The sequence below is a fragment of the Congregibacter variabilis genome (assembly GCF_045689235.1).
In the GTDB taxonomy this organism is placed as follows: Bacteria; Pseudomonadota; Gammaproteobacteria; order Pseudomonadales; family Halieaceae; genus Congregibacter; species Congregibacter variabilis.
The window spans coordinates 3313372-3335751 of the sequence record NZ_CP136864.1 but is presented as its reverse complement, the minus strand read 5'-3'; the positions used below and the strand labels follow the sequence as shown (position 1 = coordinate 3335751).

Genomic DNA, 22380 nt, shown 5'->3' with positions numbered 1-22380 from the left:
AGTCTCATGAAGAACAGTCTCTCGTCCGAGTTTATGTTCCAGCTCTTTGCACTGCTGACCGCGATCATTTTGGTGCACGCCCTGTATGTCGCAGTGATTAGACCCAGTGCCGACGATCAGCTTGCCGCAGAAATGGCAGCCCAGGTCGCAGGCGAAGAGGTCGTTCCAAAGCGCAGCCTGGCCGTGGTCATCCGTGACTTTGAGCAGGAGGCCTGCTTTATATTGCTTATCTGGGCTCTGTCGATCATGGGATACAAGGGTCGACTGAATATGCAAGAACAAAAGCTTCTGGAGGAGGAGTTGCTATCGATTCCCGAGGGCACCAGTGTGCTCCCGGAAGACGCGCGGCAGTACAGTCGCTCCATCGAAGCGCTTCCTGCCGATCAGCAGGGCTTCTTACTGCCGCGTACTTTGCTGTCTGCGCTGCAGCGCTTCGCCACCACAGGCAGCATACCCGCCGTTTCGGACGCTATTCGTGAGCAGTGTGATATTGAATCAGATCGTCTGGACTCCGAACTTTCCATGGTCCGTTACATCGCCTGGGCAATCCCATCCATTGGCTTTATCGGCACCGTCCGCGGTATTGGCGACGCCCTGGGACAAGCCTATAAAGCCGTGGAAGGCGATATCTCCGGAGTGACTGTCAGTCTGGGTGTGGCCTTTAACAGCACATTTGTCGCATTGGTACTGTCCATCGTTATTATGTTTTGTCTGCACCAGTTACAGCTGGCCCAGGAGCGTCTGGTGCTCAACGGCCAGCGTTATGCTGACAGCCGTCTACTACGCTTTCTGGTGGCTAACGACTGATGGCCATTCTCGATTGCCGTGATACCCAGATCAGTCTCTGGCAGGAAGGGTCGGCGCTTCACAGCCCGGGTTTTGTGATGCTTGAAGGAAGCGAGTATCACTTTGGCCAGGCGGCTTTTGAACAGTCTCGGCTGCGCCCAAGGGACACTAATAGCCGTTTCTGGTGGCAACTCAGCACACAGCCGCTAAAACCCGCTCTAGGCGCTGCAAGGCACACCGCTGATCTGGTGCACTCGCATCTGAGGCACATCCACAGTACCGCCGGGGCACCCTCGGCGCTGGTACTTGCAGTGCCTGACAGCATGCCCAAGGAGCAGCTTTCTCTGCTTTTAGGCGTCGCTCAGGCCAGTGACTTTAAGGTTGCCGGGCTGGTGAGCCGAAGTGTGCTCATTGCCAGTAACAGCGCTGCCCTTGCGCAGGCAGGTAAAGCTATTCACCTGGAAACCCAGCTCAATCAAACCATCATCAATGAACTGCTTGTGGAGGATGGCAAACTTCGCGTTGTGCGCAGCACGCCGCTGCCAGCCTGTGGCCTACTGGCGCTTCAGGAGCGCTGTGTATCGGCTATAGCCAGCGCGTTTATTCAGCAGACACGGTTTGACCCCCGGCGCAGTGCCAGCAGTGAGCAGAATCTGTACAACCAGCTACCGAGTATTCTCGCGACGCTTCGCGAGCGTGGTGAGGCAAGTGTTGACATCGACGGCCACCGAAGTCGCATCACCGCCGGCGCACTGGCAAGTGCCAGCGAACGTTTAATCAAAAGCCTGCAGCAGTCCCGGCAGACCAGCGATGTACCCATTCTGCTGGACCCGGAGCTACATCTACTTCCCGGAATCGAAGGCCTCAAAGGCGAGACAAACACGCTCCCGGCCAATGCGCTTTGGGAAGCCTTTATTACTCAGCGCGAACATGTCGAACTGCCCGGTGAAGACCTTCACCTTGTTGACCAACTGGCACCTGTGGGCAGCCAGGCAGAGTCCCGGGGGACGCTCCATGCGGCGCCAAGCGAGACGCCCAGCGACACTCTCCTGAGCAATCCTTCGCCGGTGGAGTCCGTTGCATCGCAGGGCAAGGCAACTCACGTGCTGCTCGGTACGCTGGCGTTGCCACTGCGAGACGAACAGGTATTGCTGAGCGGCGGTTTTTCTCTTCGCCAATCCAATGGCCATTGGACCCTGCATGGTGATGGAGGGCTGATCAACGGCATGCCCAGCACGCCCCAGCAACCACTGTCGCTGGGCGATACGCTGTCGCTGGGAACTGCAGGGCACGGACGCCTGATCGAAGTTCAGAGCTGAGGCTGATAACCCGTGGCACGGCGCAACAAACGTAGCTTCAGCACATTTAACCTGTCTTTTCTGGACATTATGTCCTGTGGATTCGGTGCGGTGATACTGGTGTTTCTCATCATCGATCACTCCATAGTCGTCGAGTCTAAAGAGCTCAACGTGGACCTACTCTCCGAGGTGAATATGCTCGAAGAGGATATTCGCGAAGGCGAAGAAGGTCTGGTGGTCCTGCGCAACACTCTGGATGAGGTGAATCTGGAAATCGTCGAAGCCGAGGGGCGAGCCACCCGCGTCATCGATGAGGTGCAGGAGTACGAGGCACTCATCGCTGCGCTGATCCCCGAAGATGTCAGCGAAGATGAAGCCGTAGAACAACTCAAAGCTGAGGTTCAATCACTCGAAGACGAAGTCAAAAGACTCAGAGAAGCGGCGGAAGAAGAAAGCGGAAAAAGTGCGCGAAGCTTTGTCGGTGACGGCAATCGCCAGTACCTTACGGGACTCAATCTTGGCGGCAAGAACATCGCCATTTTGCTCGACATATCTGCCAGCATGCTTGCCGACCGCGTCGTGAACATTATTCGAATGCGCAACATGGACCCAAAACTCCAGCGCAGCACCGAAAAGTGGACCCGGACACTCAACACCATGGACTGGCTTACCTCACAGCTGCCGGTGGGCAGTGAGTACCAGGTGATTACTTTTAACACCCAAGCGCAGACCGCATTACCCGAGACCGCTGGAAAGTGGATGGAAGTGGCAGATCAGGCACAGCTTGAAGAGGTGTCCGCTGCGCTGCGCGAGATCACCCCAGCTAACGGCACCAGTCTCGAAAACGTATTCAGTTACCTGCAAACCCTGTCGCCAGTGCCAGACAATATATTCCTGATTACCGACGGTCTGCCGACTCAGGGCGCCAATCCTCCCCGGGGCACTACGGTGAGCGGTAATCAGCGTCAACGGCTGTACCGCGAAGCCGTGCGCAAGTTGCCGGCCAACGTCCCGGTGAACATCATCCTGGCGCCGATGGAGGGGGACCCCCTTGCTGCCTCAGAGTTCTGGCAGTTGGCCCAAAGCACTCGAGGGTCTTTTATGAGCCCCTCCAGTGACTGGCCCTAGGAGATCCGGATATGCGTAAACGTCGCGAAATGTCGGAGTTCACCCTGTCCTTTCTGGATGTAATCTGCTGCGGCTTTGGCGCGGTGATTCTGCTCCTGATGATTACCAAGACCGTTCAGCCACAAATTATTGAGGCGTCCACGGTCAATCTGGAGGGACTGGTAGCCGACCTGCAGGAACAGCTCTTTGAAATCCGTGGCGAGACGCGGTTCCTCAACCGGGATTTGAACGCGCGTAAAGAACAGCTGTCTGAGTACAAGGAGCGTATCGCGATCTTACGCGGGCAGCTGGCATCAACCAAGTCCCGCTACGACAGCCTGCAGGTGGAGACGAGTACTAACTCAATAATCACTGAACAACTGGCCATTGCCCGACAGTCTCTCACCGAGGAGCAAAAACGACTCATGGCGGGTCTGGAGGTCACGAGCAACCTCATCGGAGGGATTCCCGTTGACAGCGAGTACATCATCTTTGTTATTGATACTTCAGGATCGATGTTTTCCTACGCCTGGGACCGAATGATGCAGGAGATCGATGCGACGCTGAACATTTACCCCAATGTGAAGGGCATCCAGATCATGAACGATATGGGCAACTATATGTTCAGTCGTTACCGTGGCAAGTGGATTCCCGACACCGACGGGCGTCGCCGGGTCATTATGCAGAACCTTCGCAACTGGAACGTGTTTAGTAACTCGTCTCCCGTTGAAGGAATTACTGCGGCAATCAACACTTTTTACGACCCGGACAAAAAGATTAGTATTTACGTCTTCGGTGATGAATTTACTGGGGACTCTATAGGCCAAGTAGTGGACACTGTAGAGAGACTTAATCGCGAGGCCTCGGATGGCCAGCGGCGAGTGCGAATCCATGCAGTGGGCTTCCCCGTACAATTTATCCGGGCAGCTAATCTGCAGACCACCGGGATACGCTTTGCTGCACTTATGCGCGAGCTGACCTATCGCAACGGAGGCACGTTTGTCGGACTTAATGACTTCAGGCCCTGACAGCTATGACGCTCTTCGCCGTGGCCCTGCTTTTGTGGGGCTGCTGTTCTCGCTGGTGTTTCTGGCGAGCTGTGGCACCAAAGAGGTCGTCGTTGTGGGCAATTTCCCGCCTCCGCTTATGGAGCCGCTACCGGTTAACCTTGGCGTCTGGTATGAGCCGGAGTTTGTAGGACATGAGTTTTTTGATGAGGCCAAAGGCCGGGCCGAATCTACCTGGATCGTCAAAACCGGTGATGCCCAGGTGCAGATGTGGAGCCAATTGCTGAACAACATGTTCACCGGGATCACCAAGATGGACGGCAAGCCGGCGCCACAGCAGATGAATCCCATCGTTGACGCGGTGTTGATCCCCCGCGTAGACGAGCTGCAATACGCTATCCCTGCGCACACCAACGTTAAGGTGTATGAGATTTGGATGCGCTACGCTTTTGAGCTGGTCACAACCAATGGAGACCCCATCGCCGAGTGGACCATGACCGCCTATGGAAAAACACCGACAGCGTTCCTTCAAAGTGATGAGGCCGCGGTAAACCTCGCGGCGGTGGTGGCACTGCGTGATGCCGGCGCGCATTTCATCACTAGTTTTCATAAGGTCCCGGAGGTGGCGCAATGGCTCGAGGAGCTGCAGCAACGGCGTGCGGCGGTAGCCACCCGATGAGGCACACACTTCGCATTATTGGGCTTGGACTGTGGGCACTGCTAACCGGGTGTGTCACATCAACCGTAGACGAAATGGTCTTTAATGAACCCATAGAGGGCATAGGCGATTCGACCGTCGTTATTTTGGGCCGCCGACACGCCAGTGACTACGAGACTGAATTCGATTTTATTGAATGTATTGCCGACCACGTGGTGGCCCGAGACTCCAGCATAGAAATCATCGATGAGATCGAGTTTATCAACAACTTATATCCCTGGTTCGAGCCTCGCACCGCCCCGCTTCGCCCGGCGGATATAGATCGCCTGGTGCAGCAGGAGCCAGTGGCGGAACGCTTAACTGATCTGAAACTCGAGTACATGATTTGGGTGGATGGCAGTACAGTGCAAACAAATTCCGCGGGCTCTATGACCTGTGGCGTCGGACCCGGGGGCGCTGGGTGCTTTGGTTTTGGCACCTGGGGTAATGCATCAGATTACGAAGCGACCATTTGGGACTTTACCGACAAGGCCGAAGTGGGCCGCTTGAACGCGAGTACCAGCGGGCAATCTTATATGCCGGCGGTGGTGGTACCCATCCCGATCATCGCGCCGGTTCAGGGCACAGCCTGTGACGGCCTGGGGGATCAATTGCTGCAGTTCCTGTCCAGTGAACACTAAGCTCCAGTACCTCGTTCTGGCGTCGGCGCTTGGCGCCACCTTCGCTGCGTTGCCGGGCTGCACCATCAACCCGGCAACCGGCGGTGCCACCGTGGTGATGTCCAGCGCCGATGGTGAGCGCGAGACAGGTCAGGAAATGTACGACCAGTTTCTTGCGGAGGGCGCGTTCTATGAGGATCCGGAGCTACAGGCCTACGTGGATAAAATCGGACAGCGGTTGGTCGCCGAAAGCGATATGCCCAAGCGTGAATTCACCTTTGCGGTCATCGACGCTCCGGAAATTAACGCCTTCGCCACGCCCGGCGGGTTCATTTACGTCAACCGCGGACTTATCGCTTATCTCAACACCGAAGCCGAACTTGCCGGTGTTATTGGGCACGAGATCGCTCACGTTACCGCAAGACATCACGGGCGCAGAAAAACCGCTGGTGTCACCAGCAAGGTGCTCTCCACCACCGCCTATGTACTCACGGGAAGCAGCGCTGTGTACGAGGCCTCAAACATGTACGGAGCCGAGCTCATTAGCGGTTATGGCCGGGATATGGAGCTCGAGGCTGACGGACTGGGTGCCGAGTACATGTATAAGGCCGGTTACGAACCCGAGGCCTTGCTGGACGTCATTGGGGTACTCAAAAACCAGGAGCAGTTTATGCGCCTGAAGGCCAAGGCCGCGGGTAAGAGTGGCACTACCTATCATGGCCTTTATGCAACACACCCTCGTAACGACAAGCGCCTGCAAACAGTGATTCGTGCAGCCAATGAACTTGACGATGGCACCTACATAGAAAGCCCCGAAGAGCCCGGAGAATTTCGTCGGGTCACCGACGGTCTTGTTTGGGGCGAGAGCGTTGAAGGACAGCGCGCCGACGATCGCTACTATCACAACAAACTCGGCTTCACTATCGAGCAACCTGAGGGCTGGGCAGTCACACCGGGTGCCCAGGCAGTTGTCGCTGCGGCACCGGACGGCAGCGCCAGCCTCACGATCACCCTACGCCGAAAGGATCCGGCCGCTACGCCTCAGGCAGTGCTGGAGTCTTCCGCTAAAGGCGACCTCCGCGCCGGAGAAACCCTTCAGCAAAGTGGGCTGGATGGCTATACAGCCATTGCCGCGGCGAGCGGTAAAGACAAACGTCTGGCTGTGATCCACTTCGGTAACCTCACTTACATGTTCGAAGCCCAAGCGACAGACTTTTCGGCCAGCGACGCGCAGCTATTGGCATTAATCCAGAGTTTCCGCGCCATGCACCCAAAAGAGAAAAGCTCTAGCAATGGACGTTATGTGCGCTACATACAGGTACCCCGAGGTGCCGATGTGGGCTCACTTGCAGCGAGTGCCCGTATTGATGATGCCGAGGCGCAGCTGCGACTTATCAATGATTTTTATCCTCGGGGCGAGCCTCGTACGGGGGACTGGATCAAAGTCATTCAATAAGCGCTGAGGTACGCCTACGCAGCGATTTACCGCTAGACTACTTGCTACCACAGTGTCGCAAGGCTGGCTGCTTATGCATCACCTGAAACACACAAACAGCGATCGCCCCGCCCGAACTCCAGGGTGTCTGGCGGCGTTGGGTGTTGCTATCGTATTGAGCTTTACTGGCGTCGCTCAGGCGCAGGTGATCTACACCGCCGCAAAAGTGATCACCATGGACCCGGGGCAGCCGGTGGCCACCGCTGTCGCAGTAAACGATGGACGTATCGTGGCCGTGGGCGACCTTGCACAATTGCAGAGCACCCCGGCGCTTGGCGACTATGCGATCGACAGGCGCTTTGACAAGAAAGTACTGTCCCCGGGATTTATCGACCCCCACGTTCATCCGACGCTTCCGGCGGTACTCACCCAACTCCCTTTCCTCGCGCCGGATGACTGGGATTTACCCACTGGAAGCTTCCCGGGGGCACTGACCCCCGAGGATTTTGAGTCCCGACTGCGCGCACTGGTCGCCGCGCATGAGGGTCCTTTACCATTTATTGTTTGGGGCTATCACCCGCTATGGCATGGCGACGTATATAGAGAGCAACTCAGCGAGTGGTTTCCCAATCAATCGGTAATGCTCTGGCATCGCTCTTTTCATGAACTGATCCTCAACGACGCCGCTATCGCCGAGCTTGCACTGAGCGAAGCCCAGGTACGACAACTTCATGAGAGCGACTGGGAGCGCGGGCACTTCTGGGAAAACGGGTTAAAGGCGCTAGTGCCCAAGCTCGGCTTTTTGTTCGAGCCAACACGCTTCTTGCAGGGTATGGAAAACTTTCTGGCTATGGCACATCGCGGAGGCGTCACCACGGCGCTGGATATGGGTACGGGGATTTTTGGTAACCCGGAACAGGAGCTCGCGCTGATCAGAAAAGCAGTCGCAGATACCAACGCTCCAATACGTATCATTATGACGCCGATCATTACGGACTTTCTGGCCCGGGGTCGCAGTCCGGCACAAGCTGAGCAGGAGATCGATCGCTGGAGAGACAGTAACTCCGAGCGCGTAATGGTCGACAGGCACTTCAAGCTGATGATGGACGGCGCAATCTACAGCGGGCTGGCACAGATGGGTCCTCCGGGATATCTGGATGGGCACAAAGGTCAGTGGATGGCGCCCTTGGAGGTGACTCAGGCCTGGGGCGCGCATTTTTGGAAAGCCGGTTATAAAATTCATGCGCACACCAATGGCGATGCCAGTGCAGCGGCTCTCATCGACATGCTCCGGGAATTACAAATTGAGCACCCTCGCGCAGATCATCGTCTGACTCTCGAACACTTTGCCTACACCACCGAGGAGCAGGTTCGTCAACTCAAAGACTTAGGTGCGGTGATCTCAGCAAACCCCTATTACCACTACATTCTCTCAGACCTCTATGGCGATGCCTGGCTGGGTCCCGATCGCAGTGCGCAAATGGTACGACTGGGTTCCGCCGAACGACTGGGTGTCCCGCTAGCGCTGCATTCTGACGCGCCTATGGCACCGATGGAACCACTGACGCTCGCCTGGACAGCCACAAATCGAATCACGATTAACGGAAATGCAACTGGGCAGGAGCAGCGCATCAGTCTTGATGCCGCGCTTCGGGGCATCACAATTGATGCCGCATGGGTGATGGGCTGGGAAGATGAGATTGGTTCCATTCGTGCCGGCAAACGTGCGGACTTTACCGTGCTGGAACAAGACCCCTATGAAGTAGGCATCATCGGGCTCCGCAATGTCTCCATTTGGGGCACGGTATTTGAAGGGCGCCCAGTAAAAATACCGTAGCCTAATCGCAGCAAAGGAAGATCAAAAAGACTGCGCCAGGTACTTAGGCTGCGCTGTTTCGCTCCTGAACCAACACCCAGGGATCGGCCACCACTGCCCAGAGCACACGATTTTCGCTCAACCAAAGCGTCGCTTGCTCATCGTTGACGCCGTCCAGCTTTCCCTGCTCCAACCATTGCTCAAACTGCTTGGCGTTGTCCTGGGACAGTTGCACCGCGACTTCTACAAGATCAAGCCCGTCGCTAACCTTGACCAGACGCCCCGCGGCGAAGTATCGCTGCAGTTCAGTAAACGCAATCTGGGCAGTTTGTGCAAGAAAGTCAGCTCGACGCTGATCTTGCTGAGATTCATCAGCCATAACGTTCGTCAGCGACAAAGGGGTTGCTTTGGCGCTCCTGGCCGAAGGTAGATGTAGGGCCGTGACCGGGGATAAAGGTGATGTCATCACCCAGGGGAAACAAGGTATTGCGGATACTGCTAATCAGCTGGTCGTGGTTGCCCTGGGGAAAGTCAGTGCGGCCAATGGAACCCTGAAAAATCACATCGCCAACCCAGGCGACACGCTGCGCATCGTGTACAAAGACAACGTGACCCGGCGTGTGCCCCGGGCAATGAAACACCTTCAGGGTTTGCGCGCCGACGGTCACGGTATCGCCCGCCACCAACCAGCGATCTGGTTCAAAGGCCTCTGCTACAGGGAAGTTCGCCATCTTGCACCACTCGGGAAGTTTGTCTATCCAAAAGCGATCACCCTCGTGAGGGCCTTCAATCGGGACAGACAGCTGCTGCCTCAGCACATCTGACGCGGCGCAATGATCCATGTGGCCGTGCGTAAGAATGATCTTTTCTACGGTACCGCCTAGCTGCTCAACCGCAGCCAGAATCCTTTCGATGTCACCACCCGGGTCAACAATCGCAGCTTTACCGGTCGTTTCGCACTTTAGTATTGAGCAGTTCTGCTGGTAGGGCGTAACAGGAACAATAGTCACCTTGATAGTCATACGCGTGGCTACGCCCGAGATCCGGCAACCGCTGCGTCTGAATCCGCTACGGCGCTTTCGGGGTGTGCATCAGCATCCGGATCATAGAATACTTCCTCATCAAACTGCCCCTCACTCCTGGCAACAACCACCGAGGCTGTCGCATCGCCGGTTACATTCACCATAGTTCGAACCATGTCCAAAAGACGATCAACGCCGATAATAAGAGCGATACCTTCCACTGGCAGTCCTGCCTGTTCAAGTACCATTGCCAGAGTTATTAAGCCGACACCCGGTACCGCAGCAGTACCCACGGAGGCAAGTGTTGCCGTAAGAATAACGGTGATATAAGCCGTCATGCTCAGATCGAAGCCATAAACCTGTGCGATGAAAACGGTGGCCACGCCCTGCATGATTGCGGTGCCATCCATATTGATGGTCGCACCGAGAGGGATAGTGAAACCGGCAACAGAGTTATGTACGCCGAGTTTCTTTTCCACCGTTCGTAGCGTGATAGGCAGCGTTGCACCGGAAGAGGCCGTGGAGAATGCAAAGGCCCAGACGGAACGCATTTTTTTCAACATTACTTTGGGTGGCAGGCCCGTGAAGGTTTTGAGTATCAGTCCATAGGTCACTGTGCCGTGGAAAATCAGCACTCCCAGCACGGTAAGGAAGTAGGCACCAAGGTCCAAAATAGCCCCAAGGCCCATCTCTGCGAACAGGCGAGCAAGTAGAGCAAATACGCCCCAGGGTGCAAACGCCATGAGCACGCCGACCATCTTCATTACGACCACTTCCAGGTCACTAAAGTAAGTCGCCATTCGACGTCCGGCATCCCCGGCGCGGGACAAGGCGTATCCGAAAAGCAGCGCAAACACGATAATTTGCAGCATTTCACCATCGGCCATGGCCTTAATGGGGTTGGCCGGAAAGATATTGACCAGAACCTCTTTCAAGGGTGGCGGCTCTGTGGCAACGAAAGCCGCACTACTATCAAGTTGCACCGAACTGCCCGGACCGATAAATACGGCAACAACCAGGGCCACGGTCACCGCAATGGCTGTGGTAGCCAGATAGAACAACAAGGTCTTACCGGCGATAGGCCCCATGCGAGCACTGTCGCCCAGCGAGCTTGAGCCACACACCAGAGAAACAAAAACGAGGGGAACCACCAACAGCTTTAGAGAAGCAACGAAAATTCGGCCGATAACATCAAACACACCACCGACGAGCCATTCATCAATAATGGTTCTGAGAGTGCCATCGACCGCACTACCGTGGCCGATGAGATTCAGTAAAGAGCCCAGCAGGATGCCCGCAAGCATGCCCAGCAGAATTCGGTTAGTCAGGCTCATAAGCTGTTTCCTTCGTCTTCGCAGGCGCCATTAAGGTAGGACGACACCTGGTCGTCGGCACAGGCATTACAGCCCGAGGCGTAGGTCTCAAGATTGCCGTCGGCGCGGGTTGCACAAACCGGGGCAAAGATCATCGTACAGACCTGGGGCCGAGGCCCGTCACAGGATGTGAGCGGGACCACTTCTGGTTCCACAGGTTTCGTAGGGGTCGTGCAAGCTGTGAGGAACCCAGCGAGGGTCGCCAGCGTTAATGCGCTGATTAGCAAGGGAAAACGCATGATTTATCCGACACACAAAGGGCTGCAAGAGTAGCACCATTGTACAAAGCTTGCAGCCTCGTGCTGACTCACTGAATGGCTATGCGGCGAACTGCCCTGACTGGTAATCGCGAATCGCCTGCTCTATTTCAGCCTCGGTGTTCATCACAAAGGGGCCGTAGTGAACAACCTTTTCACCGATGGGACGGCCACGCAAAACCAGCAAGCCCGCGCCCGTGGATCCGCCCTTGAGCGTCAACTGCTCTCCCTCGCCAAACAACAATAACTGACGCCGGGAATGATTCACCGCGTCTGCATCAACACTGCCGTTGTAGACGTAGGCCATTACAGATTCACCGGAGCCTGTCTCCAAAGTGAGTTCTGCCGCAGCATCAAGATTGAAATCAGCCAACGCTGCCTGAGCTGCCAATTCCTGAAGAGGGCCGACCATCGACTGCATACCGGAAACATTCCACTCCCCGGAAATCGCGGTCACAGTAAATCCAGGGCCCGCGCCCTGAGTGAGTTCGCCAAGCGGCAGGTCCCGATAGCGCGGCGCCTGCATCTTCTCGGCCGCCGGCAAGTTAAACCACAGCTGAAAACCATGGAGCCCGAGAGTGTCCTGGGTCGGCATCTCGGAATGGATGATTCCGCGACCTGCACTCATGTACTGGGCACCGCCGCCTCGAATCTCCCCACGATTGCCCTGGCTGTCCTCGTGAATGATTCCCCCATGCTTCATGTAAGTGAGCGTCTGCATTCCGCGATGCGGATGTGGCGGAAAACCCGCGGCAAAATCTTCGCGATGCTCCGAGCGAAGTTCATCAATCATGAGAATGGGGTCCATCCCCCTCTGCTCAAAACCTGCGACTCTTTGAATGGCCACACCGGCGCCGTCCGTACTGGGCTGGGCACGCAAAACCTGTGTCAGTTTGCGGTTCATATTGATCTCCTGCGCTTAGAATGAGACACAATAACGCTTGTTAAATCGTAAGAATATTGCTTAATCTGGTAAACAACGTTCGAGTTTTTCGAAGGATGATATCTAACGATGAGTCGCAGCACCTTAGAGCAATGGCGGATGTTTAGGGCGGTAGTCGAACACGGTGGCTTCGCCCAAGCTGCAGAGGCCATCCACAAGAGTCAATCGAGTATCAATCACGCAGTCCACAAGCTGCAGGATCAGCTGGATCTACAGCTTCTGGAAGTGGTGGGACGCAAAGCACAGCTCACCGACGCTGGTGAACTGATGCTGCGTCGCGCCGGTCAACTCATCGATCAGGCAGAACAACTTGAAACCATTGCCGAAAGTCTCGCCCAGGGCGATGAACCCGAATTACGCGTCGCTATTGACGAAGTTTATCCCCAACACTGTCTCGCGGAGGCACTTGAGCATTTGTCTACGGAGTTTCCCTACACCCGGGTCGAGCTTGTAGAAACAGTATTGTCCGGCGGGGCCGAGCGCCTGCTGCAGGGGGATGTGGATCTTCTGGTTGCCGGAGAGGTGCCTCAGGGGTTCCTCGGGGAAGCCTTGATGGACGTGGAATTTATTGCCGTGTCAAACCCAGAGCACACGCTACAAACTCTGCAGCGCCCTCTAAACCTGCAGGATCTGGCATCGGAACGCCAAATCGTAGTCCGCGATTCAGCGACGGGACAGCGCATCGACTCGGGTTGGCTCGGCGCGGAGCAGCGCTGGACGGTAAGCCATGTCGCGACCTCCATCACTATGATTACCCGGGGCATGGGCTTTGCCTGGCTCCCCGTGACCCGTATTGGCGATGAACTAGCCAGCGGGCGCCTGCGTGAACTTCCCCTGGAGCGCGGCGCCAGACGCCGAGCGTCACTGTTTTTAACCTACGCAGATCCAGATAAGGCGGGTCCCGCTACATGCCGGCTGGGTCAACTGCTAATTAAAAGCGCTGCAAATAGTAGTGGTTTCGATTAAATCGAATGAAGCATCTCGTTTATTGCGATTTTCTTTGCTCTAAGTCGAAAGTAGAGTCATTCCTCACGTTCAGTTAACACCAAAACTTCAGTTGGGAGATTCTCATGGGCTTACTTGTAGACGGCGTCTGGCAAGACAAATGGTATGACACCAGCGCATCGGGCGGTCGATTCGTGCGCGAAGACGCACAATTTCGGCAGCGTATCGGCGGTGAGGACGACCGCTACCCCGCCGAGTCCGGACGCTATCACTTGTACGTATCGCTTGCCTGCCCCTGGGCTCACCGAACACTCATCGTGCGTACTCTCAAAGATCTGCAATCGCATATCGATGTATCCGTAGTCAGCCCCATCATGCTCGAAAATGGATGGACCTTCGTGACCGAAGAAGGCAGCACCGGCGATATCGCTCAAGGGCATGCACTCATGCATCAGGTGTACAGTGCTGCGCAGCGGGACTACAGCGGCAGGGTCACTGTGCCTGTTCTGTGGGACAAACAAACGAGCTCCATCGTCAACAATGAGTCATCTGAAATCATTCGCATGCTGGGTGCGGCCTTTGACGATCTCACCGGCAATCACCTGGACCTATACCCAAGTGCTTTGCGACAGGCCATCGATGACTGGAATTCGCGGATCTATCCGGCAATTAACAACGGTGTTTACCGCGCTGGCTTTGCCACAAGCCAAAATGCCTATGCTGAGGCCTACGCAGAAGTGTTTGCGGAACTCGACCATATCGACGCCCACCTCGCTCATCACCGATATCTTTGCGGGGACACCCTGACGGAAGCGGACATTCGACTGTTCACCACACTGATTCGCTTTGACGCCGTGTATCACGGTCACTTTAAGTGCAATCGTCAGCGTCTGGAGGATTACCCAAACATCTCCGGCTACGTCCGGGACATTTATCAATTACCAGGTGTGGCGGACACAGTGGACTTCTCTCATATCAAGACGCACTACTACGCTTCGCATGGCACTATTAATCCCACTGCGGTAGTGCCGCTGGGACCAGATATTGACTACGCGCGACCCCATGGACGTGCAGCACTTGCAGAAGAACCTGCAGCCGCCTAAACGCCAACGCCAAAACGAATGTTTGTCGTTTAAGACAAATTCCGGGGGAATTGCCAGTCAACCAGCGTGGCAATTCCATCACGAACGTCGCTCCAGGAAGCAACCGGGATTTCCAACTGCAGGTAGCCCGCTGTGGGGAGATTATCAAGCGCTGCTCTTCCCACAAGCTGATTACATAGCTCTGTGATTGCCGGGTTATGTCCGATGAGAAAACAGCTTTCGGTTTCGCTCGCTTTGCTCTGAAGCCAGAGCAGCAAGTCTTGATAATCGAAAGTGTATAGGCGGTCGTCAATATCGTGAGATTCCGCACTCATTGCAGGCCAACCGTCACATAGGCCCGCTAAGGTTTGACGTGCCCGCACAGCGGAGCTGCAGTGCACCGTTTCTGCCGTCAGGATCTTCGCCAGGGCCTCCCCCATACGCGGCGCGTCTTTGCGACCTCGCTCATTGAGTTCACGTTCGTGATCTGCAAGCGCTGGTGCCTGCCAACTCGACTTTGCATGGCGCATAAGGTGCAGCGTCTTCATGATCGCATCTCCATCGTGACACTCGTGTTCCTGTGCAGTTTCATGTCTATACTGAGAGAATGTGAATACAGAACCCGGGGAGAATTTAACCCATGCTGCAATCCGTCAGCCTTCGCGATTATATGCTGCCTCACCCAGCCACGGTGCACCTCGATGCCAGCCTAAGCGATGCCATGGCAGTCATTATCGAAAACCGTGTATCTGGGCTCTGCGTTGTGAACGACCAGGGCAGCTTGGTAGGGATTCTTTCCGAGCTGGACTGCCTCCGATCGATCCTGGGGGCCGTATATAACAATACATCCACCGGCATAGTGCGCGATTACATGGCCAGCGATAATCTCATCGTCGCCCACCCGGATGAAGACATTGTCGACGTCGCGCAGGACATGCTCATGAATAATAAGCGTCGGCGTCCGGTGGTAGAGAACGGCCGTTTGATTGGGCAAATCACCTGCCGACAACTGCTCAAGGCGGTACAGGATTTTAAGTAGATCGACTTCGAATTTTATCCAGAAGTACCGCCGCGGCCACCTCCTCGTCGGGCACCACTTCTACCAGGTCAAGATCTTCCGGGGCGATGTAGCCACGACTCACACTCTCGCGCACCAGCCAGTTGTAAAGACCGCTCCAGTAGTCATGTCCCACAAGAACCAACGGACATGGCTGAAGCTTTCCCGTTTGTACCAGAGTGAGTAATTCAAAAAGCTCGTCAATGGTGCCCAATCCGCCGGGATAAATCGCAAAACCCATGGCATAGCGAATGAGCATGAACTTTCGCGTGAAGAAATAATTAAACGCAATATCGGTGTCGAGGTAAGGGTTCGCTAGCTGCTCCCGTGGAAGCGTAATGTTAAGTCCTATGGAGCGGCCAGCACCAGAACGTGCGCCTCGGTTGCCGGCCTCCATAACGCCGGGCCCACCGCCGGTTATCACCGACACGCCTGCCTCAGCCAATAACTCGCCTAAAGAACAGGCACTACGGTACTCCCAGCTATCCTCCCTCGCTCTGGCGGATCCAAAAATACTTACCGCCGGGCCAATATCACCGAGTGCCCCAATACCGTTGCGCAGCTCGCCGCTGATCCGCTCGATGCGATCCAACTCATCAATGCTCAAACCGCTTCCCGCGGCGGGAGGTACTTCTTTCAGACTCATAATTCGTCACCGTTCTGTTTTGAGCAATCTACAGTCCACTGCAGCAATCCATAGTAACGGAACAAGCGTAAATGGAATTATTCGGAAATAACGCTGTCTTATCTTTTTATGCAAAGACGTGATTTTTTATCCGCGATCACCAAGGTCGCACTAGGGGCAACGGCAACACTGTCGGCGCCGATACTTTGGGCGAATAATAAGGCGAGCATGATGCTTGACGAAATCCAGTCGCAATGGAGAACCCTTCTACCCGAGGGCTTCACGGTTGTGAGCGCAGAGGACAAACTTAAGCTCAGTAAGGACGAGTGGCGGGAGCGACTCACTCTGCCCCTGGCTTATGATGTGCTTCGCCGAGAGTCTACAGAGCGACCGTTCACGAGCGAATTAAACGACGAAAAACGTGAGGGTGTGTTTGTGTGCGCTGGGTGCGACTTACCCGTGTTCACATCCCAGATGAAGTTTGACAGCGGCACTGGCTGGCCCAGCTTCTTCACATCAATACCCAATGCGCTGGAAACCAAAAAGGACTTCAAATTGATTCTGCCGCGCACGGAGTACCACTGTGCAAAATGCGGCGGGCATCACGGACATCTCTTTAAGGATGGTCCAGCGCCTACCGGAGAGCGGTGGTGCAACAACGGTGTGGCGCTGCGCTTCGTAGCCAAGAACAGCTAAGCAGCTTTACCACCGGCGCAGGCAAACACGCGGTCAACTACCACTGCTGTAGGGGAAATAATTCAAAAGCAAACCGATCTACACTCACTAGTAGAAGCGATTAGCAGAACCGACTAGTAGATCGGCCGCTTGAGATCTTTTCCCTCGTAGTCGTCGCGAATCATCAACCAGCGAAAATGGAGTGCCTCACGGGCTGCCTCGCTGAGCTGTGTCGCCATACTGTCATCGGACTTCGCGGAATTCAGGTCACTCTGTCGGTAGTTAAAACAGAGGCTCGCATCGGGTACAACAGCACACTGATTGTCGTAATCCCGGCAGGCCTCTGTCGCACCCGTAAAGTCCCCCTTTGCCACATACACCGTGACCACGGCGCTGTAATCACGGCATTGACTTGCCCCAGACCCAAACAAAAATCCATCCAGACCACTGCCTTGGGCGGCTTTTGCGGCCTGTAGTGCAGCATCGTAGTCGCCTTGTTCGGCATGATAGAAGGTTTGGTGGTCGCTGCGCCCGGCGCAAGCAGTGAGCAAAATTCCAGCAGCGGCAACTATCGCAAATTTGTTCATCATGCCTTATTCCTCAACATTTCAGCCGCTGATTATAACCAGCTGGCGGGGTGGAGAAATACTACTTAATCCTGGTCGCGTCCGTTAAGTCCCTCACAATTTGTAGTCAGGCACTTGAATTCCTCAACCGGATCTTCTGGTGGATACTAAGGTGCCATAGCTGCATCAATCTTCTTGCTAAGACGCTCGGCGATAAGATGTCTGGGGTCGAGCACCAGGGCTTGTTTGACCGACTGAGATGCAGCGCTGTAGTCGCCGAGCTGATAAGCAATAAACGCGTTAATGTAGTGCTCCTGAGGCCAATCACCAGGACCCAACCCTTGCACAAACTGCCGGGCAAGCTCAGTCGCTTGCTCGTATGCGCCGAGTTCCGCATGAAAATACGCGGGGAAGTAACTAAAGCGAGCGCCGTCGCCCGGACGCTCTTGTGACATCTTTTGGATTGCCTCCAGGGCCATTTGAGGCCCCTGCTCGGCGTGAATCCATTCAATGTACTCAACGCGCACAGCCCATTCTTCGGGGTAATGCTCAAGAAAAATCTGGTAGTTACTTATTGCCGCTTTCGTTAGATCACCGCGAAAGTCCTCGCTAAGACTTTGTGCGGTATCTCGAGCACTGATGAGAATAAGCGTCTTTAAGTACGGCTCCAGTATCAACCGACCGTGGGGATCTACATTCTCCATAGAAGCTTGTATCTGAGTGATCAGTGACTTGCGCTCTGCAGCGTCGACGGTGATTCGTCCCAGAACGCTTTTCGCAATCACGCAGTCCGGCGCGACAGCGACGGCCTCTCTGTAAAGACGCTCAGCTTCTGTCCAACGCCCCTTCTCGAGGATCTCAGCCCAACCCTGCCGATAGAAAGGAAGAGCTTTTTTACAGGCCTTCCCATAACTGTAGAGTGGAGATTCAGCCGCCGCAGAAGGTACCGCGGCAGAGCTCAACGCCACAGCGACAATAAGAAACATCCGCAGCTGGCGAGCCACGCGCTCAATTTTAGTCAGTATCCCCATCGCCAAAACTCTGATTTTCAATCAAGGCAAGAGTATGCATGTGTAACAGCGGCTTCACCATTGTGAGTGTGGCATGCTAGCGTCACACACAGCGGCAGTGGGTGGCACAAGCCCCGCGGCCCCTATAGATGCAAAAGCAACCTCCGGGAGAAATCGTGGCGAAGCTGTACTTTCATTACTCATCTATGAACGCGGGCAAATCAACGACCCTGCTGCAGTCAAGCTACAACTATGCCGAGCGGGGAATGCACACGCTGATTTTGGCACCGGCGCTAGATGATCGCTTCGGTAGTGGAAGAGTGACATCGCGTATCGGTATCGGCGCCGATGCGCACATCTTCAATCGTGAGGCGGACATTTTCCGGATCATCTGTGATGCGAATGAGCAACAAAAACTCGACTGCGTACTCATTGATGAAGCGCAGTTTCTCACCAAGGAACAAGTCTTCTCGCTGGGACGTGTCTGCGACGAAATGCGAATTCCCGTATTGGCCTATGGATTACGCACTGACTTTCGCGGCGAACCCTTTGAGGGGAGCAAGTATCTCCTTGCCTGGGCTGACAATCTAAAAGAGATTAAAACGATATGCCATTGCGGCAAGAAGGCCACCATGGTGGTGCGCCAGGATGCCGATGGGTCTGTCGTTACCGATGGTGCTCAGGTAGAAATCGGTGGCAATGATCGCTACGTCTCGCTGTGCCGCCGACACTTTAACGAAATTTTTCATCGAGCTTGAGCGGTCAGGCGCGTGCGGCGTCAGTTAACAAAGCCCTAAAAAACTGGATCGCGCTGCGATAATCTTCTACCGGCAACTGCTCATTCACACCATGTATGCGTTTGAGACCCTCAGCATCAGCCTTAACCATAATGAAGCGGTATATGTTGGGGGACAGACTGTAAAAATGCTTGGAATCCGTGCCTCCGATAACCAGATAAGGTGCAACGAGCACAGACTCATCCATCGCTCGAATGTTTTTCTGGATGAGTTGGTATCCCAGACTCTCCGTAGGTGATACCGCTGAGGGCTCGTTTTCCATGAAGGTGCTGACCTCTACGCGGGGATCGGCAATCGCATTAACAAAATGCTCCCTCACTGAAGCCACGCTGTCCCCTGGCATAATCCGCACGTTGACCACCGCGGTAGCGCGAGTCGGGAGGATATTGGATTTGGAGCTTCCTTCTAACATCGTTGCTGCAATGGTGCTTCGAGTGAGTGCTGCCGTTGCCGGTGTTTTAGCCAGCACGTTGGCAACCACCGGCTCGAATAGCCAGAGGTTTGCCATCACCAAACGCGTCATAAAATCGGATTGCTTACCTACGTAATCCATAGTCATCTTCGTGTACCGAAGATCACTGGAGAATGGATGAGACTCCAGGGCAACGATGGCTTGACTCAAAATCCCCGCGGCCGTGTGATCGGGTGGCTGTGAAGAATGTCCTCCGGGAGCATTCACCGTGAGTCTTAGGTTCACGAAGCCCTTTTCTGCAATACCGACCAGTGCTACAGGTGCCTCGATACCGGGAAACGACCCTTGTGTAATCACGCCGCCTTCGTCCAACACAAATTCAAACTCAACGCCTTCGTCTTCCAACAGTTCCGCCATAGCCGCTGCCCCCATGGGGCCTCCGATCTCCTCGTCGTGGCCAAAGGCAAAATACAGTGTTCTTTGGGGTTGTAAGCCGGACTCCAGCAGTGACCCCATCGCTTCGAGGAGGGCAAATACCGTGACTTTGTCGTCCATGGCGCCGCGGCCCCAAATCACCCCATCCTCGATGGCCCCGCTAAAAGGAGGAAACCGCCACTGATCAGCGGTCGCGGAATCCACCGGCACAACATCGACATGACCCATGAACAGTGCAGGCTTCAGATCAGAGCGGGAGCCCGGAAACTTGAACAACAAACTATGTTCGTTCAGGAGTCGTGGTGGTGCGGCTGCGTACACTCTGGGGAAGCTAGCTAGCATGTGTTCGCGCAGGCCAATAAACGCTGCATCGTTTCGGCGATCAGGGTTATCGTAAGAGATCGTCGGATAGCTAATGGCTTTTGCGAGTCGGCTAGAGGCAGCCGCAATATCAAGGTCAGGTAGATCCTGCGACGAGACCGCGCCAGCACTTTGCTCGGTGAAATGGGTTTCGGCTCGATACACCAGTACCAGCACAAGAACGAGCAGCAAAGCTAAACAGACCAAAACCAAACGTTTCATAAAACACCCAGGTACTCGCAAATTTGCGGGATTGAAGAATAGCGCATTTAAGGCACCCAGCCCGGCTCATAGCACGGCCCAAGACCCCTCCATACCGCCAATTGGCAGTACACTGCCTCTGCGCTTCAGCCCGGGTTCTCGTTCAGAAAACAGCCCCGCGCCGGCTTCAGTCGCAATAGCGGAGACTCTTTGCCCTCGCTGGTGATATAGATTCGTCCTTCCAGGTCGCCAGCAATGCTTTCGGCCTGTTTCAGCTCAGGCCTGGGAACAGGGCACAGAGAATCGTTGAGCGCTCGCAGCCAGTTTCTATCCGGACCCAAGGGTGCAACGTAACTCCCACCATAGGTGAGTAGCGCTACACCACTCCCATCAGGCAAGTGCGACATTCCCGTGGGTTGGGCCCGGTTTTTGCCATACTTTGGGAATCTTTCGAGTTCGTCTTTGGTGGGCCCTGGAATACTGCGAATCTCACCTAGCAATGTGGGCTCTACGATAAACGATCGCTGCTCACCCAGTTCCGGGAGTGCTATTGCGTAAAGTCTGGGGAAATGATCCCTTTTACTCAGCAGATAAAGCGTGTTGGTCAATGGGTCGACAGCTATGCTCTCCACGTCCCTTGGGCCATCAGGATAAGACAAGGTCATCGTCGTATGAACCCGCACACGTCGCTCATCAGCGACAGGCTCGGGTAGGAAGTACAGGGTCACCTTAGCGCGGCGGCTTTTGTTGTCACCGACATCGGCAACGACCATCCAAGGCACCCCCTCATAACGAAAGACTTCTAGATCTTCCCAGTCCTTATTCGGTGTATCGAGAATATTTATCCGGGTGAAGCTTTGGCGAGCAAGGTCCAATGCCACCAACTCTGATCGCGAGCCGCTATCATTAATCAACCATAGACGTTGTGGATCTAAACCTGACACGCCAAGGCCAGATGCTTCAGGCAGAAGGTCATAATCGAGCACTGCCAGTAATTCCGCCGCGACGCCGGTATATTCGGTCGCCAACGGCTCCTGCTGAGGAGTACCGTCACGAATGCTCGCGCTCTGACCGCCATTAAACGGTAAACGACCATCGTGAACTACCCAAATGCCGACGCCAACCAGCATCACCAGCAACGACACGATGAGTACATTCTTCATTGGGCACCTTAAGAATCGGCATTAAACGGAGGGGGCAGCTTACGCTGCGGACTACTCATCCAGACATTTAATCGTATGAATTGCGGACGAAGGTATAAGCCTCATCGCATCTGGCGAAGCTCACAGCGCACACACGTGCTTTGACACTCTCGAGGCAGAACCGCCACAGGGAAAGGATCCGGCCACTGGGCCTGTCCCCAGCGTCCACACACGGTGCGTACCTCACTACCCACTTTCTTTGCCGCAACGTGAAGCATGCAACGCCCCCGACACTCGGAAACTTTATCAGGATTCAGGCGGAGAACCACATATGCCCAACCGCGATTAAGGTTGTAGTCATAGTAGTACTCATCGATGAATTCACTCTCCGTGGTTACACGAGAGTCCCGTCGTCTAACCCTTTGGCCACCGGATTGACGAGCAGCTACTCTTGACTGAGACCCTAGCAACACCGTGGGGAAATCAGCGCCTCCAGCACCCTCAATTTGCAGGGCGGTCCGTATCTCACCCATAAACGAAGTGACTTCTACAAACTCCGCCCGCTCGACGTAAGATCTGTAGGTAGGCAGCGCAAGGGATGCAAGTACCCCAACAATTGCCAAAACAACCATCATTTCCAAAAGGGTGAAGCCCTGTGCCTGAGCACCGCCTCGATGAGTAGAAGTCGATCGTGAGAGATTCAGTGTCACGT

At 55.0% G+C, this 22380-nt stretch carries 25 protein-coding genes; 13 read left to right on the top strand and 12 right to left on the bottom strand.

What is annotated here, in order from left to right; genetic code table 11:
• Positions 1–6 precede the first annotated feature (6 nt).
• From R0135_RS14890 to R0135_RS14855, 8 genes are all read left to right on the top strand, one after another.
• Complete coding sequence (locus R0135_RS14890; protein ID WP_407347706.1) at positions 7–807, top strand: MotA/TolQ/ExbB proton channel family protein; 801 nt, start codon at positions 7–9, stop codon at positions 805–807.
• Positions 807–2105: a hypothetical protein gene (locus tag R0135_RS14885; protein WP_407347705.1), complete on the top strand. Its 1299-nt coding sequence runs from the start codon at positions 807–809 to the stop codon at positions 2103–2105. The genes R0135_RS14890 and R0135_RS14885 overlap by 1 nt, the downstream gene beginning before the upstream one ends.
• 12 nt (positions 2106–2117) lie before the next feature.
• On the top strand, positions 2118–3212 hold the full coding sequence (locus R0135_RS14880) for a VWA domain-containing protein (protein ID WP_407347704.1): 1095 nt from the start codon (positions 2118–2120) through the stop codon (positions 3210–3212).
• Between the two features lie 11 nt (positions 3213–3223).
• Positions 3224–4219 carry a VWA domain-containing protein gene (locus tag R0135_RS14875; protein ID WP_407347703.1) on the top strand — a complete coding sequence of 332 codons (996 nt, stop codon included), beginning with the start codon at positions 3224–3226 and terminating at the stop codon, positions 4217–4219.
• Positions 4191–4877, top strand: a complete 687-nt coding sequence (locus R0135_RS14870; protein WP_407347702.1) for a hypothetical protein — start codon at positions 4191–4193, stop codon at positions 4875–4877. The genes R0135_RS14875 and R0135_RS14870 overlap by 29 nt, the downstream gene beginning before the upstream one ends.
• A complete protein-coding gene (locus R0135_RS14865; protein ID WP_407347701.1) occupies positions 4874–5536 on the top strand; it encodes a hypothetical protein in 663 nt (220 codons plus the stop codon). The genes R0135_RS14870 and R0135_RS14865 overlap by 4 nt, the downstream gene beginning before the upstream one ends.
• Positions 5526–6971 carry a M48 family metalloprotease gene (locus R0135_RS14860; protein WP_407347700.1) on the top strand — a complete coding sequence of 482 codons (1446 nt, stop codon included), beginning with the start codon at positions 5526–5528 and terminating at the stop codon, positions 6969–6971. The genes R0135_RS14865 and R0135_RS14860 overlap by 11 nt, the downstream gene beginning before the upstream one ends.
• A gap of 73 nt (positions 6972–7044) precedes the next feature.
• Positions 7045–8787 (top strand): amidohydrolase, encoded by a 1743-nt coding sequence (locus R0135_RS14855; RefSeq protein WP_407347699.1) that lies wholly within the window; start codon positions 7045–7047, stop codon positions 8785–8787.
• Positions 8788–8830: 43 nt separating this feature from the next.
• Here the strand turns inward: R0135_RS14855 and R0135_RS14850 are convergent, their stop codons facing one another.
• The 5 genes from R0135_RS14850 to R0135_RS14830 all read right to left on the bottom strand — a co-directional run bounded on the left by R0135_RS14850 (position 8831) and on the right by R0135_RS14830 (position 12322).
• Positions 8831–9145 carry a DUF2288 domain-containing protein gene (locus R0135_RS14850; RefSeq protein ID WP_407347698.1) on the bottom strand — a complete coding sequence of 105 codons (315 nt, stop codon included), beginning with the start codon at positions 9143–9145 and terminating at the stop codon, positions 8831–8833.
• Complete coding sequence (locus R0135_RS14845) at positions 9138–9788, bottom strand: MBL fold metallo-hydrolase (RefSeq protein ID WP_407347697.1); 651 nt, start codon at positions 9786–9788, stop codon at positions 9138–9140. Before R0135_RS14845 ends, R0135_RS14850 begins: the two co-directional genes overlap by 8 nt.
• Before the next feature lie 8 nt (positions 9789–9796).
• A complete protein-coding gene (locus R0135_RS14840; RefSeq protein ID WP_407347696.1) occupies positions 9797–11122 on the bottom strand; it encodes a dicarboxylate/amino acid:cation symporter in 1326 nt (441 codons plus the stop codon).
• Positions 11119–11256, bottom strand: a complete 138-nt coding sequence (locus R0135_RS14835; protein WP_407347695.1) for a hypothetical protein — start codon at positions 11254–11256, stop codon at positions 11119–11121. Before R0135_RS14835 ends, R0135_RS14840 begins: the two co-directional genes overlap by 4 nt.
• 223 nt (positions 11257–11479) lie before the next feature.
• Entirely contained in the window at positions 11480–12322 is an 843-nt protein-coding gene (locus R0135_RS14830; RefSeq protein WP_407347694.1) for a pirin family protein, read from the bottom strand.
• A 108-nt stretch (positions 12323–12430) separates the two neighbouring features.
• On the opposite strand from R0135_RS14830, the gene R0135_RS14825 reads away from it, so the two are divergent.
• The gene (locus R0135_RS14825) at positions 12431–13327 is read left to right on the top strand and encodes a LysR family transcriptional regulator (RefSeq protein ID WP_407347693.1); all 897 of its coding nucleotides are present in this window, start codon (positions 12431–12433) and stop codon (positions 13325–13327) included.
• Between the two features lie 104 nt (positions 13328–13431).
• Complete coding sequence (locus tag R0135_RS14820; RefSeq protein WP_407347692.1) at positions 13432–14409, top strand: glutathione S-transferase family protein; 978 nt, start codon at positions 13432–13434, stop codon at positions 14407–14409.
• A 29-nt stretch (positions 14410–14438) separates the two neighbouring features.
• On the opposite strand, the gene R0135_RS14815 is transcribed toward R0135_RS14820, so the two are convergent.
• On the bottom strand, positions 14439–14936 hold the full coding sequence (locus R0135_RS14815) for a SixA phosphatase family protein (RefSeq protein ID WP_407347691.1): 498 nt from the start codon (positions 14934–14936) through the stop codon (positions 14439–14441).
• 92 nt (positions 14937–15028) lie between these two features.
• On the opposite strand from R0135_RS14815, the gene R0135_RS14810 reads away from it, so the two are divergent.
• Entirely contained in the window at positions 15029–15427 is a 399-nt protein-coding gene (locus R0135_RS14810; RefSeq protein WP_407347690.1) for a CBS domain-containing protein, read from the top strand.
• On the opposite strand, the gene R0135_RS14805 is transcribed toward R0135_RS14810, so the two are convergent.
• Entirely contained in the window at positions 15420–16091 is a 672-nt protein-coding gene (locus tag R0135_RS14805) for a TIGR00730 family Rossman fold protein (protein WP_407347689.1), read from the bottom strand. The two genes, R0135_RS14810 and R0135_RS14805, sit on opposite strands and share 8 nt — an antisense overlap.
• A 108-nt stretch (positions 16092–16199) precedes the next feature.
• Between R0135_RS14805 and msrB the strand changes: the two genes are divergently transcribed.
• On the top strand, positions 16200–16766 hold the full coding sequence (gene msrB / locus R0135_RS14800; protein ID WP_407347688.1) for a peptide-methionine (R)-S-oxide reductase MsrB: 567 nt from the start codon (positions 16200–16202) through the stop codon (positions 16764–16766).
• A gap of 113 nt (positions 16767–16879) precedes the next feature.
• On the opposite strand, the gene R0135_RS14795 is transcribed toward msrB, so the two are convergent.
• Positions 16880–17335 carry a hypothetical protein gene (locus R0135_RS14795; protein WP_407347687.1) on the bottom strand — a complete coding sequence of 152 codons (456 nt, stop codon included), beginning with the start codon at positions 17333–17335 and terminating at the stop codon, positions 16880–16882.
• A 143-nt stretch (positions 17336–17478) separates the two neighbouring features.
• Positions 17479–18342 (bottom strand): tetratricopeptide repeat protein, encoded by an 864-nt coding sequence (locus R0135_RS14790; protein ID WP_407347686.1) that lies wholly within the window; start codon positions 18340–18342, stop codon positions 17479–17481.
• 128 nt (positions 18343–18470) lie between these two features.
• Here R0135_RS14790 and R0135_RS14785 point away from each other — a divergent pair, with 128 nt between their 5' ends.
• Positions 18471–19079, top strand: a complete 609-nt coding sequence (locus tag R0135_RS14785; protein WP_407347685.1) for a thymidine kinase — start codon at positions 18471–18473, stop codon at positions 19077–19079.
• 4 nt (positions 19080–19083) lie between these two features.
• Here the strand turns inward: R0135_RS14785 and R0135_RS14780 are convergent, their stop codons facing one another.
• The 3 genes from R0135_RS14780 to R0135_RS14770 form a co-directional block, all read right to left on the bottom strand.
• Positions 19084–20547: a M20 family peptidase gene (locus tag R0135_RS14780; RefSeq protein ID WP_407347684.1), complete on the bottom strand. Its 1464-nt coding sequence runs from the start codon at positions 20545–20547 to the stop codon at positions 19084–19086.
• Between the two features lie 125 nt (positions 20548–20672).
• Positions 20673–21689 carry a hypothetical protein gene (locus R0135_RS14775; RefSeq protein ID WP_407347683.1) on the bottom strand — a complete coding sequence of 339 codons (1017 nt, stop codon included), beginning with the start codon at positions 21687–21689 and terminating at the stop codon, positions 20673–20675.
• A 101-nt stretch (positions 21690–21790) separates the two neighbouring features.
• Positions 21791–22378, bottom strand: coding sequence for a type IV pilin protein (locus R0135_RS14770; RefSeq protein WP_407347682.1), 588 nt, complete (start codon positions 22376–22378; stop codon positions 21791–21793).
• Positions 22379–22380 lie beyond the last annotated feature (2 nt).

Excerpts from the sequence above, each read along its gene's own strand:
- R0135_RS14890 (WP_407347706.1), top strand. The coding sequence starts at position 7 with ATGAAGAACAGTCTCTCGTCCGAGTTTATGTTCCAGCTCTTTGCACTG.
- R0135_RS14885 (WP_407347705.1), top strand. The coding sequence starts at position 807 with ATGGCCATTCTCGATTGCCGTGATACCCAGATCAGTCTCTGGCAGGAA.
- R0135_RS14875 (WP_407347703.1), top strand. The coding sequence starts at position 3,224 with ATGCGTAAACGTCGCGAAATGTCGGAGTTCACCCTGTCCTTTCTGGAT.
- R0135_RS14865 (WP_407347701.1), top strand. The coding sequence starts at position 4,874 with ATGAGGCACACACTTCGCATTATTGGGCTTGGACTGTGGGCACTGCTA.
- R0135_RS14855 (WP_407347699.1), top strand. The coding sequence starts at position 7,045 with ATGCATCACCTGAAACACACAAACAGCGATCGCCCCGCCCGAACTCCA.
- R0135_RS14850 (WP_407347698.1), bottom strand. The coding sequence starts at position 9,145 with ATGGCTGATGAATCTCAGCAAGATCAGCGTCGAGCTGACTTTCTTGCA.
- R0135_RS14845 (WP_407347697.1), bottom strand. The coding sequence starts at position 9,788 with ATGACTATCAAGGTGACTATTGTTCCTGTTACGCCCTACCAGCAGAAC.
- R0135_RS14840 (WP_407347696.1), bottom strand. The coding sequence starts at position 11,122 with ATGAGCCTGACTAACCGAATTCTGCTGGGCATGCTTGCGGGCATCCTG.
- R0135_RS14835 (WP_407347695.1), bottom strand. The coding sequence starts at position 11,256 with ATGATCTTTGCCCCGGTTTGTGCAACCCGCGCCGACGGCAATCTTGAG.
- R0135_RS14830 (WP_407347694.1), bottom strand. The coding sequence starts at position 12,322 with ATGAACCGCAAACTGACACAGGTTTTGCGTGCCCAGCCCAGTACGGAC.
- R0135_RS14825 (WP_407347693.1), top strand. The coding sequence starts at position 12,431 with ATGAGTCGCAGCACCTTAGAGCAATGGCGGATGTTTAGGGCGGTAGTC.
- R0135_RS14820 (WP_407347692.1), top strand. The coding sequence starts at position 13,432 with ATGGGCTTACTTGTAGACGGCGTCTGGCAAGACAAATGGTATGACACC.
- R0135_RS14815 (WP_407347691.1), bottom strand. The coding sequence starts at position 14,936 with ATGAAGACGCTGCACCTTATGCGCCATGCAAAGTCGAGTTGGCAGGCA.
- R0135_RS14810 (WP_407347690.1), top strand. The coding sequence starts at position 15,029 with ATGCTGCAATCCGTCAGCCTTCGCGATTATATGCTGCCTCACCCAGCC.
- R0135_RS14805 (WP_407347689.1), bottom strand. The coding sequence starts at position 16,091 with ATGAGTCTGAAAGAAGTACCTCCCGCCGCGGGAAGCGGTTTGAGCATT.
- msrB (WP_407347688.1), top strand. The coding sequence starts at position 16,200 with ATGCAAAGACGTGATTTTTTATCCGCGATCACCAAGGTCGCACTAGGG.
- R0135_RS14795 (WP_407347687.1), bottom strand. The coding sequence starts at position 17,335 with ATGATGAACAAATTTGCGATAGTTGCCGCTGCTGGAATTTTGCTCACT.
- R0135_RS14790 (WP_407347686.1), bottom strand. The coding sequence starts at position 18,342 with ATGGGGATACTGACTAAAATTGAGCGCGTGGCTCGCCAGCTGCGGATG.
- R0135_RS14785 (WP_407347685.1), top strand. The coding sequence starts at position 18,471 with ATGCAAAAGCAACCTCCGGGAGAAATCGTGGCGAAGCTGTACTTTCAT.
- R0135_RS14780 (WP_407347684.1), bottom strand. The coding sequence starts at position 20,547 with ATGAAACGTTTGGTTTTGGTCTGTTTAGCTTTGCTGCTCGTTCTTGTG.
- R0135_RS14775 (WP_407347683.1), bottom strand. The coding sequence starts at position 21,689 with ATGAAGAATGTACTCATCGTGTCGTTGCTGGTGATGCTGGTTGGCGTC.